Source organism: Cellulomonas olei, assembly GCF_039548315.1.
Taxonomy (GTDB): Bacteria; Actinomycetota; Actinomycetes; order Actinomycetales; family Cellulomonadaceae; genus Cellulomonas.
The window spans coordinates 93,748-110,432 of sequence record NZ_JBCLVN010000007.1; the positions used below are offsets into that span (position 1 = coordinate 93,748).

At 73.8% G+C, this 16,685-nt stretch carries 13 protein-coding genes and 1 pseudogene; 8 read left to right on the forward strand and 6 right to left on the reverse strand.

From position 1 onward, the window contains the following. Positions 1–593 precede the first annotated feature (593 nt). Complete coding sequence (dnaA, locus tag AAHH18_RS04090) at positions 594–2,018, reverse strand: chromosomal replication initiator protein DnaA (RefSeq protein ID WP_459349078.1); 1,425 nt, start codon at positions 2,016–2,018, stop codon at positions 594–596. A gap of 514 nt (positions 2,019–2,532) precedes the next feature. On the opposite strand from dnaA, the gene rpmH reads away from it, so the two are divergent. The 8 genes from rpmH (at position 2,533) to AAHH18_RS04130 (ending at position 11,104) form a co-directional block, all read left to right on the forward strand. After that, positions 2,533–2,670 (forward strand): 50S ribosomal protein L34, encoded by a 138-nt coding sequence (rpmH, locus tag AAHH18_RS04095; RefSeq protein WP_010849920.1) that lies wholly within the window; start codon positions 2,533–2,535, stop codon positions 2,668–2,670. Between the two features lie 16 nt (positions 2,671–2,686). After that, complete coding sequence (gene rnpA, locus AAHH18_RS04100; RefSeq protein WP_343300673.1) at positions 2,687–3,055, forward strand: ribonuclease P protein component; 369 nt, start codon at positions 2,687–2,689, stop codon at positions 3,053–3,055. Then, positions 3,052–3,399 carry a membrane protein insertion efficiency factor YidD gene (gene yidD, locus AAHH18_RS04105; protein ID WP_283318739.1) on the forward strand — a complete coding sequence of 116 codons (348 nt, stop codon included), beginning with the start codon at positions 3,052–3,054 and terminating at the stop codon, positions 3,397–3,399. Before rnpA ends, yidD begins: the two co-directional genes overlap by 4 nt. Before the next feature lie 19 nt (positions 3,400–3,418). Continuing rightward, positions 3,419–4,660, forward strand: coding sequence for a membrane protein insertase YidC (gene yidC / locus AAHH18_RS04110; protein WP_343300674.1), 1,242 nt, complete (start codon positions 3,419–3,421; stop codon positions 4,658–4,660). Positions 4,661–4,705: 45 nt separating this feature from the next. Then, positions 4,706–5,218 carry a Jag family protein gene (locus AAHH18_RS04115; protein ID WP_343300675.1) on the forward strand — a complete coding sequence of 171 codons (513 nt, stop codon included), beginning with the start codon at positions 4,706–4,708 and terminating at the stop codon, positions 5,216–5,218. A 2,999-nt stretch (positions 5,219–8,217) separates the two neighbouring features. Then, positions 8,218–8,958, forward strand: a complete 741-nt coding sequence (gene rsmG / locus AAHH18_RS04120; RefSeq protein ID WP_343300676.1) for a 16S rRNA (guanine(527)-N(7))-methyltransferase RsmG — start codon at positions 8,218–8,220, stop codon at positions 8,956–8,958. Positions 8,959–9,053: 95 nt separating this feature from the next. Continuing rightward, complete coding sequence (locus AAHH18_RS04125; protein ID WP_459349079.1) at positions 9,054–9,941, forward strand: ParA family protein; 888 nt, start codon at positions 9,054–9,056, stop codon at positions 9,939–9,941. Continuing rightward, positions 9,938–11,104 (forward strand): ParB/RepB/Spo0J family partition protein, encoded by a 1,167-nt coding sequence (locus tag AAHH18_RS04130; protein ID WP_343300678.1) that lies wholly within the window; start codon positions 9,938–9,940, stop codon positions 11,102–11,104. The genes AAHH18_RS04125 and AAHH18_RS04130 overlap by 4 nt, the downstream gene beginning before the upstream one ends. Positions 11,105–11,140: 36 nt before the next feature. On the opposite strand, the gene AAHH18_RS04135 is transcribed toward AAHH18_RS04130, so the two are convergent. The 5 genes and pseudogenes from AAHH18_RS04135 to AAHH18_RS04155 form a co-directional block, all read right to left on the reverse strand. Next, positions 11,141–12,106 carry a D-alanine--D-alanine ligase family protein gene (locus AAHH18_RS04135; RefSeq protein ID WP_343300679.1) on the reverse strand — a complete coding sequence of 322 codons (966 nt, stop codon included), beginning with the start codon at positions 12,104–12,106 and terminating at the stop codon, positions 11,141–11,143. 157 nt (positions 12,107–12,263) lie between these two features. Then, complete coding sequence (locus AAHH18_RS04140) at positions 12,264–13,604, reverse strand: aminotransferase-like domain-containing protein (RefSeq protein WP_343300680.1); 1,341 nt, start codon at positions 13,602–13,604, stop codon at positions 12,264–12,266. Positions 13,605–13,701: 97 nt separating this feature from the next. Further along, a complete protein-coding gene (trxA, locus tag AAHH18_RS04145; RefSeq protein WP_283318746.1) occupies positions 13,702–14,043 on the reverse strand; it encodes a thioredoxin in 342 nt (113 codons plus the stop codon). A gap of 5 nt (positions 14,044–14,048) precedes the next feature. Then, positions 14,049–15,110, reverse strand: coding sequence for a thioredoxin-disulfide reductase (trxB, locus tag AAHH18_RS04150; protein WP_343300681.1), 1,062 nt, complete (start codon positions 15,108–15,110; stop codon positions 14,049–14,051). A gap of 85 nt (positions 15,111–15,195) precedes the next feature. Next, positions 15,196–16,685: pseudogene (locus AAHH18_RS04155) on the reverse strand (hypothetical protein); the annotation flags it as partial.

Below are 16,685 nucleotides of genomic sequence, written 5' to 3' on the forward strand. Positions count from 1 at the left end.
GCCTCTGGCGTTCGTCAGGACGGCACCGGAGGGCGGTCGTGGCGTGCGCGGGCGGGTGCCGGACGACGGCGGGCTCGTCCGGGAGCCTCCTGACGACGGATCCGGCCGTCCCGACGTCGTCCCCAGGGGAGGACGCAGGAGCCCGTGAGCGGTCCGGGGCCGGTGCAGGGGCGGACGGTCCGCGGAGCGCCCGGCAGAGCACTGACGGGTTGTGGATCTTCTTCCTGGGTAACGGTCGTCGTCGTCTTCGCTTCTGTGGAACCTGGGGACCGACGACGTCGTCCCAGGTCAGACGGCCGATCGGCATGTGCACGAACGCTGTGGACCCCCTGGGGAACGACGCAGCCGGACGGGGACGGAGCCCGCGGCGTCCTTCTGCGTCCCCAGAACCCGTAGGACGCGTCCACACGAACTGAGGGGGTCATCCACCGGTATCCACAGACTCGTCCACAGGTGTGAGTAATCGTCCCACCGCTCCTTCGTGCTCTGGTTGAGGCTGAGACACGGGACTTCCGGCCCGGGACGCGCAGGACCCCCGCGCGGGCGTCCGGGCGGGGGTCCAGGTGAGGGTCGTGGGGGACGGCGGCGACGGCTCAGCCGCGGCTCTCCTGCTTGATGCGGTTGGTCAGCTCGGTGACCTGGTTGAAGATCGAGCGGCGCTCCGCCATGAGCTCCCGGATCTTCCGGTTCGCGTGCATGACGGTCGTGTGGTCGCGGCCGCCGAACGCCTGGCCGATCTTCGGCAGCGACAGGTCCGTGAGCTCCCGGCACAGGTACATGGCGATCTGCCGGGCCGTGACCAGCACCCGGGAGCGCGACGAGCCGCACAGGTCCTCGATCGTCAGGCCGAAGTACGCCGCGGTCTGGCCGATGACCGCCGTCGCCGTGATGTCGGCCTGGTCCTCGTCGGTGATGAGGTCCTTCAGCACGATCTCCGCCAGCGAGAGGTCCACCTGCTGCCGGTTGAGGTTCGCGAACGCCGTCACCCGGATGAGGGCGCCCTCGAGCTCGCGGATGTTCGTGGAGATCTTCGACGCGATGTACTCCAGCACGTCGTCGGGCGCCTGCAGCTTGTCGTTCGCGGACTTCTTGCGCAGGATCGCGATCCGCGTCTCGAGGTCCGGCGGCTGCACGTCCGTGATGAGGCCCCACTCGAACCGCGACCGCATGCGGTCCTCGAAGCCGTTGAGCTGCTTCGGCGGCAGGTCGGAGGTGATCACGACCTGCTTGTTCGCGTTGTGCAGGGTGTTGAACGTGTGGAAGAACTCCTCCATCGTCTGTTCCTTGCCCTGCAGGAACTGGATGTCGTCGATGAGCAGGACGTCCACCTCGCGGTAGCGGCGCTGGAACGCGCCGGCCTTGCCCTCGCCGATGGAGTTGATGAAGTCGTTCGTGAACTCCTCGGAGTTCACGTAGCGCACGCGGACCGACGGGTACAGGTTGCGCGCGTAGTGGCCGATCGCGTGCAGCAGGTGCGTCTTGCCGAGCCCGGAGTCGCCGTAGATGAACAGCGGGTTGTACGCCTTCGCGGGTGCCTCGGCGACGGCCACCGCCGCGGCGTGCGCGAAGCGGTTGGACGAGCCGATGACGAAGGTCTCGAACAGGTACTTCGGGTTGAGCCGCGCCGGCTCGACGCTCGGGGTGGGGCCGGCGGGCTCGCGACGGAACGGCTCGGGGCGGGCCGGCTCCGGCACGCTGACCTCGGCAGCCGTGGCCGGACCGGGGCCGGGGTCGCCGTCCTGGTCCGCCGGCCGTGCCGGGGGCGGGCTGGCGGTGAGCGCCTCGCCGCCGCCGTCCAGCGACGGGTCGACCGTGATGGCGAAACGGGCCTCGCGGCCGAGCGCCGCGGCCAGCGCCTCCGTGACCTCCTGGCGGACGCGCGTCTCCAGGTAGTCCTTGGTGAGGTCGTTGCCGACCGCCAGCAGCATCGTGCCGTCGAGCAGGCCGAGCGGCTTCGCCAGCCGCACGAACGCAAGCTGACGGGGGGTGATGTCGGGGCTCACCTCGAGCTGCGCCATGGCGGCCGACCAGACCTGGCCCAGCTGATCGTCCTGTCCTGACACCTGTACCTCGTCGCTGCCGTCGTGAGTCGCGTGGTCGAGTGTCGCACGCCCCGTCCGTGCGTCCACAGACTTGTCCACACCTGTGGGTCACGCGGGTTCACGCCGGATCCCGGCCGTCGCGGCGGCTGGAGGCCCCCTCAGGTGCGGCGTTGTCCACAGGACCGGACGACTCTGTCCACGGGGTGGGGACCGGTCGCTGCGGGACGCATCGAGCGTCGATGCTAGTGGCCGTCGCAGCCCGGCGGGAGGGGGTGGGCCCGACGGGGTGGGCGCCGCGGCCCGCACCCGGGTCCGTCGCGGTTTGACCCCCGTGCGCGGGCGTCGTAACGTTGACCAGCCTTCCTGATGGCTCCTGCTGGCGTGCCCCGACGTCGGCCGCGTCGACGACGTGGGTACCGGAGCAGTCGAGCACGGGCACACAGACCTGGCCGGACGTCCGGCCGATGCACCGAAGTACTTGGAGACCATCGTGAGCAAGCGGACCTTCCAGCCGAACAACCGGCGTCGCGCCAAGACCCACGGCTTCCGTCTGCGCATGCGGACCCGTGCCGGCCGCGCGATCCTCGCCGCCCGCCGGCGCAAGGGTCGCGCCGAGCTGTCGGCCTGACACCACCGCCGACGCGGTGCTGCCCGCCGCGCACCGGATGCGACGGTCCGCCGACTTCGCGCGGGCCGTCCGCACCGGAGCACGTGCCGGGCGGAACACGCTCGTGGTGCACCTCGTGACGCGAACCGACCCCGGACCTGGTCCGGCGGTCGGTTTCGTCGTGTCCAAGGGGGTGGGGAACGCCGTGACCCGGAACCGGGTCAAGCGGCGCCTCCGTGCGCTCACGGCGGAGCGGCTCGACGGGCTGCCCGCCGACGTCGACGTCGTGGTCCGGGCGCTCGCTCCCGCCGCCGCGGCCGACTACGCGTCGCTCGGGCACGACCTCGACGGTGCCGTCCGCAGCGCGTCCCGACGGCTGACCGGGCGTGCGGGGGACCGGCGATGACCTCGTCCGCCCCGCCCGTGCCCGGGTCCGCCCGTCCCGCGTCCCGTGCGCTCGCCCGCGCGGCGCGAGCCGTGGTGCGTGCGCCGCGGCGCCTGCTCGTGCTGCTGATCCGCGTCTACCAGCGGTTCCTGTCGCCGCTCACCCCGCCGACCTGCCGGTTCTACCCGTCGTGCTCCGCGTACGCCGTGATCGCCCTCGAGCGGCACGGCGTCCTCAAGGGCACGCGGCTGGCGGTCTGGCGGATCCTGCGCTGCAACCCGTGGAACCCGGGCGGCGTCGACGACGTTCCACCGGCGGGGTCGCACCGTCGACACCCGCACGGCGCGGTCGCCTCCGCGCACTGATCACCTGGAGAGTTCCCCGATGAGCTGGTTCGACGGCCTGCTGTACCCGATCATGGTCGTGGTCGCCTGGATCATGGTCCAGTTCCACTCGTTCTTCGACTGGATCGGGCTCGACCCGGCGGGCGGGACGGCGTGGGCGCTGTCGATCGTCGGCCTCGTGATCGTGATGCGGATCATCCTGATCCCGCTGTTCTTCAAGCAGATCAAGGCGTCCCGCGGCATGCAGATGCTCGCGCCGGACATGAAGAAGATCCAGGCGAAGTACAAGGGCAAGACCGACCCGGCGTCCCGCGAGGCCATGAGCCGCGAGACGATGGAGCTGTACCGCAAGCACGGCACCAACCCGTTCTCGTCCTGCCTGCCGATCCTGGCCCAGTCGCCGATCTTCTTCGCGCTGTTCCGCGTGCTGAACTCGCTGCCGCAGCTCGCCGCCGGGGACTACCCGCGCGCCAACCTGGGCCCGCTGAACCAGCAGCTGGCGGCCCAGGCCGAGAGCGCGACGATCCTCGGCGCTCCGCTGTCGGCGACCTTCATGAACGCGACGCAGTTCGGCGACGCGGCCACGAACGTGCGGATCGTCACCATCCTGCTGGTGGTCGCGATGTCGCTGACCACGTTCACCACGCAGCGCCAGCTCACGATGAAGAACATGCCGCCGGCCGCCCTCGAGGGCCCGATGGCGCAGCAGCAGAAGCTGCTCATGTACGTCTTCCCGCTGATCTTCGCCTTCTCGGGCGTGAACTTCCCGATCGGTGTGCTGATCTACTGGACCACCACGAACCTGTGGTCGATGGGCCAGCAGTTCTACACGATCCGTCGCATGCCGGCGCCGGGCTCGCAGGCCGAGGCCGCGCTCAAGGCGCGCCAGGCCAAGCGGGCGGCCTCCAAGGGCATGTCGATCGAGGAGGACGGCGACGTCCTGACGATCGAGGAGCGCCCGGTCAGCGGTCAGCGCCAGCAGCCCGTCCGCAAGGACCGCGCGAAGAAGCGGCCCCCGGCCGGAGGCACCGCGCCTCGCCCGACGGTGACGCCGTCGGCCGGTGCGGGCACCACGTCCGGCGGCAGCCCGGCGCGGCCGGCCGGTGCGAAGGCCTCGGGTTCGGGCACGGCCGGCGGCGCCGGCACCGCGCCTGCGGCGAAGAAGAAGCGCACGGGCTCCGGCGGGTCCGGTAGCAAGGGCGGCACGGCCGCGGGTGGCAAGGGCTCGCCGTCGACCGGCGCGTCCGGGTCCGCACGCCCCGACGGCTCGACCGACGACTGAGACCTCGCGCCCCCGGCGCGCCCCTGTCCCCAGCAAGGAGCTGACATGACGACACCCACCGACGCCCCCGACGAGGCCGGCGCGGGCTCGCGCCTCGAGGAGGAGGGCGAGATCGCCGCCGACTACCTCGAGGAGCTGCTGGACATCGCCGACCTCGACGGCGACATCGACATCGACGTCGACCACGGTCGTGCGGCGGTGGAGATCGTGGCCGAGGAGGGCGGCGAGCGCGCACTGCGCCGCCTCGTGGGCCAGGACGGCGAGGTGCTGGACGCGCTGCAGGAGCTGACGCGACTCGCGGTGCAGGCGAAGACGGGCGACCGGAGCCGGCTCATGCTCGACATCGCCGGCTACCGTGCGGCGCGCAAGGCCGAGCTCGTCACCGTCGCCGAGCGGGCCATCGCGGAGGCGCGGGAGAGCGGCGCCCCGGTGTCGCTCGAGCCGATGAACCCGTTCGAGCGCAAGGTCGTGCACGACGCGGTCGCCGCCGCGGGCCTCACGTCCGACTCGGAGGGCGTCGAGCCGGCGCGGTACGTGGTGGTCAAGCCCGCGGAGTGAGCGCGATCGGACCCGGCGCGGCAGCGGTCGGAGTTCGTCAGGAGGCGATGAGAGGCCGGTCCCGTTCGGGACCGGCCTCTCGTGCGTCCTCGCGGCACGCTCTCAGAGGCTCTGGACGAAGCGCTGACTCGGGGCTTCGGGTGGCGGCATGTGTGTGCGCGGCGGGTTTCGGTCATGTCCAGCGGTCCGGCTCCTGAGCCCGGTCGGGGCGCGTGGTCGGGTGCGGGGGCGCCGTCCGGCGCGTGGGTGTTGCTCGGAGGCGGGCGCTGGGGCGCCGGCGGGATCGGTGGGGGCGGGCGGCCGGTGGAACGCAGACCTGTTGCACTGTTCGGGCAGGTCGTCGGTCGAGGCAGCTGTGCGGGAGCCGCGGAGCCGGTCGGGGTGCCTGTGTGGAGATCGGCTGCTGGGATCGAGGTCGACGGGCGGAGACCGCTGGCGCTGGCACACAGACCGGTGCGACTCCGCCTTGTCAGAGCCGACCTCGCGTGCTCGGGGGACGCCGCGGGTGATTCGCCGCTCGGCGGGGATGCGTCCCGCCGGGGAGACGTCGACCGCTCCGTGGGCTGCACCTGCAGTCCGATCCTGCTTGCCACGGTGGCGGGCTTGTGACAGAGGGCGAGCTTGACGGCTCTCTCGCAGAGTGGCCCGCTGTTCCACGTGAAACCGGCGTGCGCGCCTCACGGAGCGCCGTCCGCGGAATGGCTCAGGCTCTCGAACCGCAGTGGGTGCCCGGGCGGGCTGTCGCAACGAGGCATCAATTGAGAGAGCGTGTCGGGTGCCCGGCCGGATAGCCATGTCGCGGATCGGTGCCCTCTGGGTCGCCACCGCGGGTCGCGGTCGTTCCACGTGAAACACGAGCTCTGCGACGGCTCGCCCATGCCGACGCCGACGTGGCGCCTCTGACCGCGCCGTTCCACGTGAAACTGGACCCGAGCGAACGTGGCGGAGTGTGATGCCGCGATGGCGTGAAGTCGCTCGGACGGCAGGAGCGGAAGGTCCTTGCGAGACGCACGCGACGGGGCGCCAACCACGAAGCGATGACGGCGGCGGCATGGGGGCCGAGGCATCAGGGGGCGGAGCCACGCGAACGGGCGAGGGTTCGTGAGGCGCGAGGGCCCACAACCTCGAGCGTCCACCGCGGTGCCGGCCTGCCGCCCAGCGACGGCGGACGTACTGAGGACGGACTCGACGTCTGCGCCGGAGGACCCCCGCGACCAGGGGCACCCGACGACCAGGAGATGCCCCACGAACCGGTGGGCAGGTCGAGGCCGTGGTGTCGGATGAGCCGGTGGTGCCGGGAGATGCGGTGGTACGTCACGAGCCGGTGGCTCGGCACGAGCCGGTGGTGCTGAGCGAGGCGGTGGTGCGGCCTGAACCGGTGGTGCCGGACCACGTAGTGGTGCCGCACGGGCCCGAGCGGCCGCACGGTTGGGCCCTGAGCGAGGCGCGAGTGCAGAGCCGCACCTGCCCGGCTGCGGGGGAAGAGAGCGTGCACCCGGGCGAGGAGCAAACCGGAGCTCGGATGCCGCGCGGGCCGGACCTGCCACATGGCCCGGGGACACCCCGCGAACCGGGGACACCCCACGGACCGATGGCGCCCCACGGACCGATCGCGTTCCACGAACCGGTGGCGTTCTCCAACCGGTGGCGCCCCCACGAACCGGTGGCGTTCCACGAACCGGAGGCGTCCCCACGAACCGGAGGCGTCCCCACGACGGAGGGGCGCCATGCGGTAGAGGCCGAACCGGGTGCGCGCGCCCATGCCGCCGGCCCGGACCGGCCCGCGGAGGTGGCGGAGCGGTCCGCCCATCGAGAGGAGCCGGATCGTGGTCTGCGCGCACGCCGCGAAGGTGGGTTGGCCGGTGCCGGGTGCGAGCGGGGTGCCGCTGCGGCGGGGCGCGACGCCGAAGCCAGCTTGTGGCCGGGCCCGCGACCCACCGTCGGAGACTGTTCCACGTGAAACGGTCCCGCGACCCACGGTCGGAGACTGTTCCACGTGAAACGGTCCCGCGACCCACGGTCGGAGACTGTTCCACGTGAAACGGCGCGCAGCATCCAGGCTCGCAACCGTCGCCCCCGAGCGGCTTGCCATCCAGACCTCGGTGTGGTCGCGCAGCTGTCGTGGTGGCCCACGCGTTCCACGTGAACCCGCCGTTGTAGGCCGGTCGTGGACCCTGCGCAGCCGACCCACGAAGGGGGCGGGGTTGTCTGTGCGAGCTCTCACGCGCGTGAACGCGCTCTCGTCGCGGTGGCGACCGGCCTCAGACGCGTCCGGCAGTCGACGCGACGAGCGCGGGCCCGCGGTCAGGACTCGCCCGCCGGCAGGTTCGGCGACCGGGAGACCGGGAGGACTGGCGACTGGAGGACCCGTGACCAAGGGGACCGGTGACCGGGAGGACCCGTGACCGGGAGGACCCGTGACCGGGAGGACCCGCGACCGGGAGGACCCGCGACCGGGAGAGTCCGCGACCGGGAGAGTCCGCGACCGGGAGAACCCACGGTCGAGAGGACCGGCCACGGGGAGAACCTGCGGCTACGAGAACCCGTGGCCGAAGCCGCCAGCAGCCGCGTCACCGCGCGGCCTCGGCGACCCCGATCAGGCGCTGGCCGCCCTGCGTGAGCGGTGACGGACGGGCAGGGTTGTTCCCGCACGGACCGGACGTGGCTGACGGCTGACACCGCCCGGCCCGGACCTGGACCCCCGAAGCCCCCCGGGGCCCGCGGCCGCCGACGGGGCAGGACTCGTGCCGATGGTCGCGAGGGTTGCGCGGCACACGAGCCACGCGGGGCGCCCGAACGAGGCGCGGCTCGGCCTGGTTCCACGTGGAACATCGCCACGCGCGGCCGGCCGACCCCGCGCGGCGCGGTACGGTAGAACGTCCCTGCGCGCCGAGTCGTCAGCACCCGCGCAACCCACCGCGAGACCGTCCCTGGGGAGTCCTGTGCGGCCTGAGTCGGCACCTGCGCCCGACGAGCGAACCGAGCGCGTCGACGCGTCGGTGAGCCGGACGGCCGAGCCGGACGAGCAGCGCGACCCCCTCGACGGCGATCCCCGCCTGCCTGTGCTGTTCGGCGGCGGCTGGCCGGCCGTCGAGCGGTTCCACTCGATGCTCCAGGACGACGGCGTCCTGCGCGGGCTGGTCGGGCCTCGGGAGGTCTCGCGCCTCTGGGAGCGTCACCTGGTCAACTCGGCGGCGGTCGTCGCCTTCCTCCCGGAGCGCGGCCGCATCGTGGACGTCGGCAGCGGAGCCGGCCTGCCGGGCGTGGTGGTCGCGGCGATGCGACCGGGCGCCGAGGTGGTCCTGCTCGAGCCCATGGAGCGCCGGGTCGAGTGGCTGACGGAGGTCGTCGAGCGGCTCGGCCTGGGCAACGTCCAGGTGCTGCGGGGTCGGGCGGAGGATGTCGGCGCGCTCGAGGCGGACGCCGTCACCGCCCGCGCGGTGGCGGCGCTGGAGAAGCTCTACGGGTGGACCCTGCCGCTCCTGCGGGTGGGTGGGCGCCTCGTCGCGCTCAAGGGCGGCCGGGCGCAGGCCGAGGTGGACGCCGCGGCGGAGATCGGACGCAGGCTCGGGGGAGGAGTGCCCGAGGTCCTGGTCGCTCCGACGCTGCCGGGTCTGGACCCGACGACCGTGGTCGTCGTCGAGAAGGCGGGTCCGGGCGAGCCTGCCGGCCGTGTTTCACGTGGAACAGAGAGCAAGTCGCGGCAGTCGCGCCGCGCGGCGAAGGGACAGCGCCGGTGACGACCGAACCCGGACCGTGGCGGGACGACGCGGAGGAGCGGCGCCGAGCGGCGCTGATCGAGAGCCTCCCGCCGGCTGACGAGGACACCCCGCTGATGGCCGAGCTCCGACAGGACGCCCGCCGCCGCATCGAGCTCCGCGGCCGGGTGTTCAGCAAGCCGGACCGGACGCGTGTCATCACCATCGCCAACCAGAAGGGTGGCGTCGGCAAGACCACGACCACGGTCAACCTCGCCGCGGCCCTCGCCCAGGGCGGCCTCCACGTGCTGGTCATCGACAACGACCCGCAGGGGAACGCGTCGACGGCGCTCGGCGTCGACCACCACGCCGGCGTGACCTCGGTGTACGACGTGCTCGTCGACGGGGCGCCCCTCGAGACTGCGGTCCACCCCAGCCCCGACGTGTCCCGCCTCTGGTGCGTACCGGCAACCATCGACCTGTCGGGTGCCGAGATCGAGCTCGTCTCCATGGTGGCCCGTGAGACCCGGCTGCGCTCGGCGCTGTCGACCTACCTGCGGCAGCGCGAGGAGCGAGGCGAGCCGCGCATCGACTACGTGCTCGTCGACTGCCCGCCGAGCCTCGGCCTGCTCACGGTGAACGCCTTCGTCGTGGCGGACGAGGTGCTGATCCCCATCCAGTGCGAGTACTACGCGCTGGAGGGCCTGAGCCAGCTTCTGAAGTCCATCGAGCTGATCCAGGCGCACCTGAACCCGGGGCTCCACGTCTCGACCATCCTGCTCACCATGTACGACAGCCGGACGAACCTCGCCCAGCAGGTGGCGCAGGAGGTCCGTGAGCACTTCCCGCAGCAGACGCTGCGGACCACCGTCCCGCGATCGGTGCGCGTCTCCGAGGCGCCCTCCTACGGGCAGACGGTCCTGACATACGATCCGGGCTCGAGCGGTGCGCTCGCCTACCTGGAGGCAGCACGAGAGCTCGCCGAGCGCGGGAGCACCGCGGCCGGGACGAAGGAGGACGCGTGAGCGAGAAGCGACGGGGGCTCGGGCGCGGCCTGGGTGCCCTGATCCCGACCGGCCAGGAGACGCGCAGCACGGACGGCGGGAGCAGGCCGGTCGACGTCTTCTTCCCCGACCGGTCCGGCGAGCGGCCCGTTCACGAGGGTGACAACGCTCTGACCAGCGACGATACGACCTCGGACGCGGCCGCAGCCTCGGGTGCGCCGGCTCAGGCGGACCCGCGGACGGGGGCCGAGCAGGGGTCGAGTGCATCCTCGGACGGGGCGGACGTCGCCACCGCCGCGGGCGGTCCGGACCCGGCGGCCCCCGCGCCGCAGGACGCATCCGCCGACACCGGCGGGCTGCTCCCGGTCCCGGGCGCGACCTTCGCGGAGCTGCCCGTCGGCGCCATCAGCCCCAACCCGAAGCAGCCCCGCACGGTCTTCGACGAGGACGCCCTCGAGGAGCTCGTCGGGTCCATCCGGGAGATCGGCGTGCTGCAGCCGGTCGTCGTGCGCCCTGTCGGCGACGGCTACGAGCTCATCATGGGGGAGCGGCGCTGGCGCGCGACCCAGGCGGCCGGACTCGACACCATCCCGGCGATCGTGCGCCGGACGGACGACGAGGACCTGCTGCGCGACGCGCTGCTCGAGAACCTGCACCGCTCGCAGCTCAACCCGCTCGAGGAGGCCGCGGCCTACCAGCAGCTCCTGGACGACTTCGGGTGCACGCACGACGAGCTGGCGCAGCGCATCCACCGGTCGCGTCCGCAGATCTCCAACACCCTGCGCCTGCTGCGGCTGCCCCCGCTGGTCCAGCGGCGCGTGGCCGCGGGCGTGCTGTCCGCCGGCCACGCGCGGGCGCTGCTCGGGCTGGGGGACGGCGCGGCCATCGAGCGACTCGCGCAGCGCATCGTCGCCGAGGGGCTCTCCGTCCGTGCCGTCGAGGAGATCGTCGCGCTGGGCGGCGACGGCGCGGGCCGCCGTCAGCGGCAGCAGCCGCGTGCGGGCATCCGGAACGAGGCCCTCGACGACCTGGCCGGACGGCTCTCCGACCGCTTCGAGACGCGCGTCAAGGTGGACCTCGGGAAGCGGCGCGGCCGGCTCACCGTCGAGTTCGCGTCGGTGCAGGATCTGAACCGCATCCTCGCGAGCCTGGCACCCGACGACCCGGGCATCTTCCGCGGTTGAGCCGCGCCGTGCGGGCCCGGAGCCCGCACGGGCGGCTCAGGCGTCGTCCCGGAGCCCCGCCTCGACGAGCCGGCGGTACAGCGTCGGCAGGTGGTGCCCGCCGGCTTCGGCGGCCTGCGGGAAGAGGGACGTCTCCGTCATTCCGGGCGCGACGTTCACCTCGAGGAACCAGGGCTGGCCGTCGGCGTCGACGATGAGGTCCGTCCGGGACAGGTGACGGAGCCCGAGGGCCTGGTGCGCCGACACGGCGACGTCCGCGGCCCGGCGGGCGTGCTCCTCGCTGAGGCGCGCCGGCGCGAAGTACTCGGTCCGCCCGGGGTTGTACCGCGCGTCGTAGTCGTAGGGCCCGTCCGTGACGACCTCGACGGCCGGCAGCGCGACGGGCTCGCCGTCCAGCTCGACGACGCTCACCGCGACCTCGGTGCCCTCCACGGCCCGCTCGATCAGCGCCGTGTCGCCGTACGCGAAGCACGCGACCATGGCGCGGGGCAGGTCGTCGGCGGAGCGGACCAGCGTGACGCCCAGCGCGGAGCCCCCGCGGGAGGGCTTGACCACGAGCGGCAGCCCCAGCCGGGCGACGACCGCGTCCATGACGCGCCCGGCACCGAGCTCCCGGAACAGGCTCTGCGGGAGCGTCACGAACTGCGGCGTCGCGATGCCGGCACGGGTGACCGACGTCTTGGCGATCGGCTTGCTCCAGGCCACCCGGCTCGCGCGTGGCCCGGTCCCGAGGCTCCGGACGCCCAGCAGCTCCAGGACGTCCCGCACCGAACCGTCCTCGCCGCCGGCGCCGTGCAGCAGCGGCCACACGAGGTCGGGCCGCGTCTCGGTCAGGGCGGGGACCAGGTCGGCGTCCACGTCGTGCACCCACACCTCGACCCCGGCGGACCTCAGCGCCTCCGCGACGCGCCGTCCGGAGCGCAGCGAGACGTCGCGCTCGTGGGAGAGGCCGCCGGCCAGGACGACGACGCGCGGGGTGGTGGGGGCGGCTGCGTGCGGCACGGGGTCGGGTCCTCCGGGACGGGGTGGCCGCTGCGACGGCCTGGAGCGGGTGCGGGGCGGGCGGCGATCCGGTTGCCCACCCGCACCGACCGTACCGGCAACGGTGGGTCGGGATGCCGGCCTGGCGGCGGGAGAGCAACCGGGGTCTGGCCCCTGGTCAGGCGAGGTCGGGGCCCGGGGACTGCACGTCGTCGCCGCGGGGCCCGCCGCCCGTGCCGAACAGCGACACGAGCTCGCTCTCCGCCGACACGACGCCTGCGAGCCTCCGCACGCCCTCGCGGATGCGCTCCGGCGTGGGGAAGCAGAACGACAGCCGGACGTGGTCGGTGCCCTGCCCGTCGGCGTAGAACGCGGTGCCGGGCACGTACGCCACGCGGGCGGTGACGGCGCGCGGCAGCATCGCCTTCGCGTCGAGCCCGTCGGGGAGCCGCACCCAGGTGTAGAAGCCGCCGTCGGGGACCGTCCAGGTCGCGTCGGGCAGGTGCTCGGCCAGCGCGCCGATCATCGCGTCCCGCCGCTCGCGGTACAGCTCCCGGAACGCCTTGACCTGGCCCTTCCAGTCGCAGGTGGCCAGGTAGCCGCTGATCGCGAGCTGCGAGGCGTTCGACGGGCACAGGATCGCCGACTCGGAGGCGAGGACGAGCTTCTCGCGGACGGCGTGGGGGGCGACCGCCCAGCCCACCCGGTAGCCCGGCGCGAACGTCTTGGAGAACGAGCCGAGGTAGATCACCCCGTCCTCGCTGCTGGCGCGCATGGCGGGCAGCGGCTCGCCCTCGAACCCGAGCAGGCCGTACGGGTTGTCCTCGATGACGAGCACCCCGTACCGGTCGGCGATCTCGAGGATCCGGGGGCGGCGCTCGGCGGAGAGCGTCACGCCCGCGGGGTTGTGGAAGTTCGGGATCGTGTAGAGGAACTTGACGTGCCGCCCCTGCCGGGAGAGCTCGGCGAGGGTCGTCTCCAGCGCCTCCGGGACGATGCCGTGCGCGTCGAGCGGGACGTGGACGACGTCGGCCTCGTAGGCGCGGAACACCCCCAGAGCGCCGACGTAGGAGGGCGCCTCCGCGACGACGACGTCGCCGGGGTCGATGAACAGCCGCGTCACGAGGTCGAGCGCCTGCTGCGACCCGGTCGTGACGACGACGTCGTCCGGGTGCGCCTCGATGCCCTCGAGCCGCATGACCTCGAGGATCTGCTCGCGCAGCGTCTCGTCACCCTGGCCGGACCCGTACTGCAGGGCGGTCGTGCCGCGCGTGGCGACGACGCGCTGCGCGAGCTCGCCGATGACGTCCAGCGGGAGGACGTCCAGGCAGGGCATGCCACCGGCGAGCGACACCACCTCGGGACGGTTCGCGACGGCGAACAGCGCGCGGATCTCCGAGGCGCGCATGCCGTGCGTCCGCTCGGCGTAGGAGCCGAGCCAGCGGTCGAGCCGCGTGCCGGCGGCCGGGGTCGGGTGGGGGCCCGACGCCGTGCCGTCGGGCCGCTCAAGAGCGGTCATCGTCCGAGTGTGCCACGCCACTCGCGCCGCCCGGTGGCCCGTCCACAGCGGGCGCGCCGCGCACGCGCAGAACCTCCCCACCCGGAGGGGCCGGTCGTCACCCGGCGGCGACGTCCTCCAGCGCGGCGTCCAGCTCGGCGGCGTAGGCGCGCTTCTCGCGCGCTCCGACCAGCGTGCGGACCAGCTCACCCTGGTGGAAGACGTACAGGGTCGGGATCGACACCACGCCGTAGCGGGCGGCGAGGTCCTGCTCCGCCTCGGTGTCGACCGAGACGAACCGCAGCCGGCCCTCGTAGGTCCGCGCGAGCTCCTCCAGCACCGGCGTCACCATGCGGCAGGGCACGCACCAGTCCGCCCAGAAGTCGACGACGACCGGCAGGGGCGACCGCAGCACCTCCTGGTCGAAGGTGCCCGCGGTCACCGCGAGCGGGGCGGCCACGCCCGTCAGTGCCCCGCGGCTGCCGCGCCCGCGGCGGTGTCGGCGCCCTGGGCGGCGAGGGCCTCGCCGGCGTCGACGTCGGCGTGCTCGACGGCGGCGGGGATGCCGGTGGGGGAGGCGGGGTCGACGTCGCCGAGGGCGGCGAGGTAGTGCTGGGCGTCCAGGGCGGCGGCGCACCCGGACCCGGCGGCGGTGATGGCCTGCCGGTAGGTGTGGTCGACCGCGTCACCGGCGGCGAACACCCCGGGCAGGTTGGTGCGGGTGGAGCGGCCCTCGACGACGATGTACCCGTTCTCGTCCAGGTCGACCTGCCCGGCGAGCAGCTCGGTGCGCGGGACGTGCCCGATCGCGACGAACACCCCGGTGGCGCCGTGCTCGCGGGTCTGCCCGGTGACGGTGTCGCGCAGCGTCACGCCGGTGACCTTGTCCTGGCCGTGGATGGCCACGACCTCGGAGTTCCACGCGAAGGAGATCTTCGGGTCGTTCGTGGCGCGGTCGGCCATGATCTTGGAGGCCCGCAGCTGGTCGCGGCGGTGCACGATCGTCACCGACTTGCCGAACCGGGTCAGGAACGTGGCCTCCTCGACCGCGGAGTCCCCGCCACCGACCACGATGATGTCCTGGTCGCGGAAGAAGAACCCGTCGCAGGTCGCGCACCACGACACCCCGCGCCCGGACAGCCGCTTCTCGTCGTCCAGACCGAGCTCGCGGTAGGCCGACCCGGTCGCCAGGATCACCGCGCGGGCACGCACGGTCTCCCCGCCGCCGGTCACGACCGTCTTGACCGGCCCGGCCAGGTCGAGCTCGACCGCGTCGTCCCACAGCACCTCGGCGCCGAACCGCTCGGCCTGCTTCTGCAGGTTGTCCATGAGGTCGGGGCCCAGGATCCCGTCGGGGAACCCGGGGAAGTTCTCCACGTCGGTGGTGTTCATGAGCGCGCCGCCGGCGGTCACCGACCCCGCCACCACGTAGGGGGCCAGGCCCGCGCGCGCCGCGTAGATCGCGGCGGTGTACCCGGCAGGGCCGGAACCGACGATGACGATGTCGCGGACGGGGGTCTCGGTCACGGTGCTTCCTCGGGTCGGGGGACGAGCTGATGCCGGGAGAACAGATCGGCGGACCGGTCTGTTCCTGGCCCGGGAGGGCCTGCGGTCAGGAGACGGAGAGGGTCGAGATCTCGATCTTGTTCGCGCCGTCCGGTGCCTGCGCCAGCGCGGTGAACCACAGCACGATGCTCTGCGTCTCGGTCGGCTGGGCGAGGGTGAGGACGGTCTGCGGGGAGAGCGGGCCGGCCGCGAGGACGTCGCCCGCCGTCGGGTTGGCGCCGTCGGTGGACCGGACCTCGACGTTGCCGCCGGACCCGTTGACGTCGAGCGTGATCGCGCTGACCGTGGCGGGCTGCTGCAGCGTGATGACCAGGCCCACGGCTTCCTTGAAGCCCGCGAAGTCCGGGCGGTTGTAGGTGTGGGTGTACCAGGCCGTGGCCGGGTCCCCGTCGGTGAGCCGCCCCACGAGCTCCTCGTGCTCGCCGTCGTCGTCCGACGGGTCGATGGTGGTGACGGTGGCGATGACCGGCGGGTCCGTGGCGGGCGCCTCCTCGTCGTCGTCGGCGCCGTCGTCGTCGGCCGCGTCGTCCTGCGCGGGCGGTGCGGTGACCGTCGGGGTGGCGACCGGGACGGCGCCGGCGGAGTCGTCCCCGCCGCCGTCCCAGGGGCGCAGCACGTTGCCGATCGCGATCACGACGCCGACGACCACGCCGATGGCGACCAGCCCGAGCACCCAGCGCGTCGGGTCGAACCGCCGCTGGCCCGGTCCGCGGGCGGGCTCGTCGGCGGCGAACGGCAGGTCCCAGTCCGGGTGGCCTGCTCCCGGGCCGCCGGGGGCGTCCGCGGCGTCGAGGGGCTCCGGCTCGGGGGCACGGGCCGCGGGGGTGTCAGGCGCCGGCCGCGGGTCGGGGGTCACCGTCGCGAACGCCGAGGTGGCCCGGCGGACCGGGGTGGCGGGGGTGGCGGGGGTGGCGGTGGTCGCCGCCCCGGAGGTGCCGCCGGCGTCGGCCTTGCTCGCGGTGCCGGCAGCAGGTGCCGCCGACGCCGGGCGCGGCGAGGCGGCCGCCGCGGCTGCCGCGAGCCCGGCGACGGCTGCGTCCCCCGCGGCGGGGCGGTCGTCGCGCTGGTCGCCCTGCTCGCGGCCGGCCTCGCGGTCCCCGGGAGCAGTCGCGGTGCCGGTGCGCTCCGGGGTGGTGCTCGTGGGCCGGGTCGCGGTGGACGCCGCGTCGCGGTCGACGGACGCGGTGCCGCGACCGGCGGGCGGGATGGCCGGCGGCATCTCCGGCCCGGCCGCCGGCGCGGGCTCGGCCGCCGACCCCGAGCGGGCCGGCGGGACGGCCGGCGGGTTCGTCCCGGCAGCGTCCGACGGGACGTCGGAGGCGGGCCCGGACGCGCGCGAGCCGACGGGGACGGCGGGCGGCGGCGTCCCGGGGCGCCGGGTGCCCGGCCCCTGGGCCGCACCGAACGCGGAACGAACGGACTGGCGCGCCACGCCGGCGCCCGCCGACGCGGCCGCACCGGCCGACGCGTCGGCACCGGCGGCTCCGGCGGCTCCGGCCGCGCCCGCGCCGGCTCCGGCCGCACCAGCCGCGGCTC

Coding starts and splice junctions, on each gene's coding strand:
- AAHH18_RS04115 (WP_343300675.1), top strand. CDS start 4,706: ATGACGACACCCACCGACGCCCCCGACGAGGCCGGCGCGGGCTCGCGC.
- yidD (WP_283318739.1), top strand. CDS start 3,052: ATGACCTCGTCCGCCCCGCCCGTGCCCGGGTCCGCCCGTCCCGCGTCC.
- AAHH18_RS04125 (WP_459349079.1), top strand. CDS start 9,054: ATGGCCGAGCTCCGACAGGACGCCCGCCGCCGCATCGAGCTCCGCGGC.
- dnaA (WP_459349078.1), bottom strand. CDS start 2,018: ATGGCGCAGCTCGAGGTGAGCCCCGACATCACCCCCCGTCAGCTTGCG.
- AAHH18_RS04140 (WP_343300680.1), bottom strand. CDS start 13,604: ATGACCGCTCTTGAGCGGCCCGACGGCACGGCGTCGGGCCCCCACCCG.
- yidC (WP_343300674.1), top strand. CDS start 3,419: ATGAGCTGGTTCGACGGCCTGCTGTACCCGATCATGGTCGTGGTCGCC.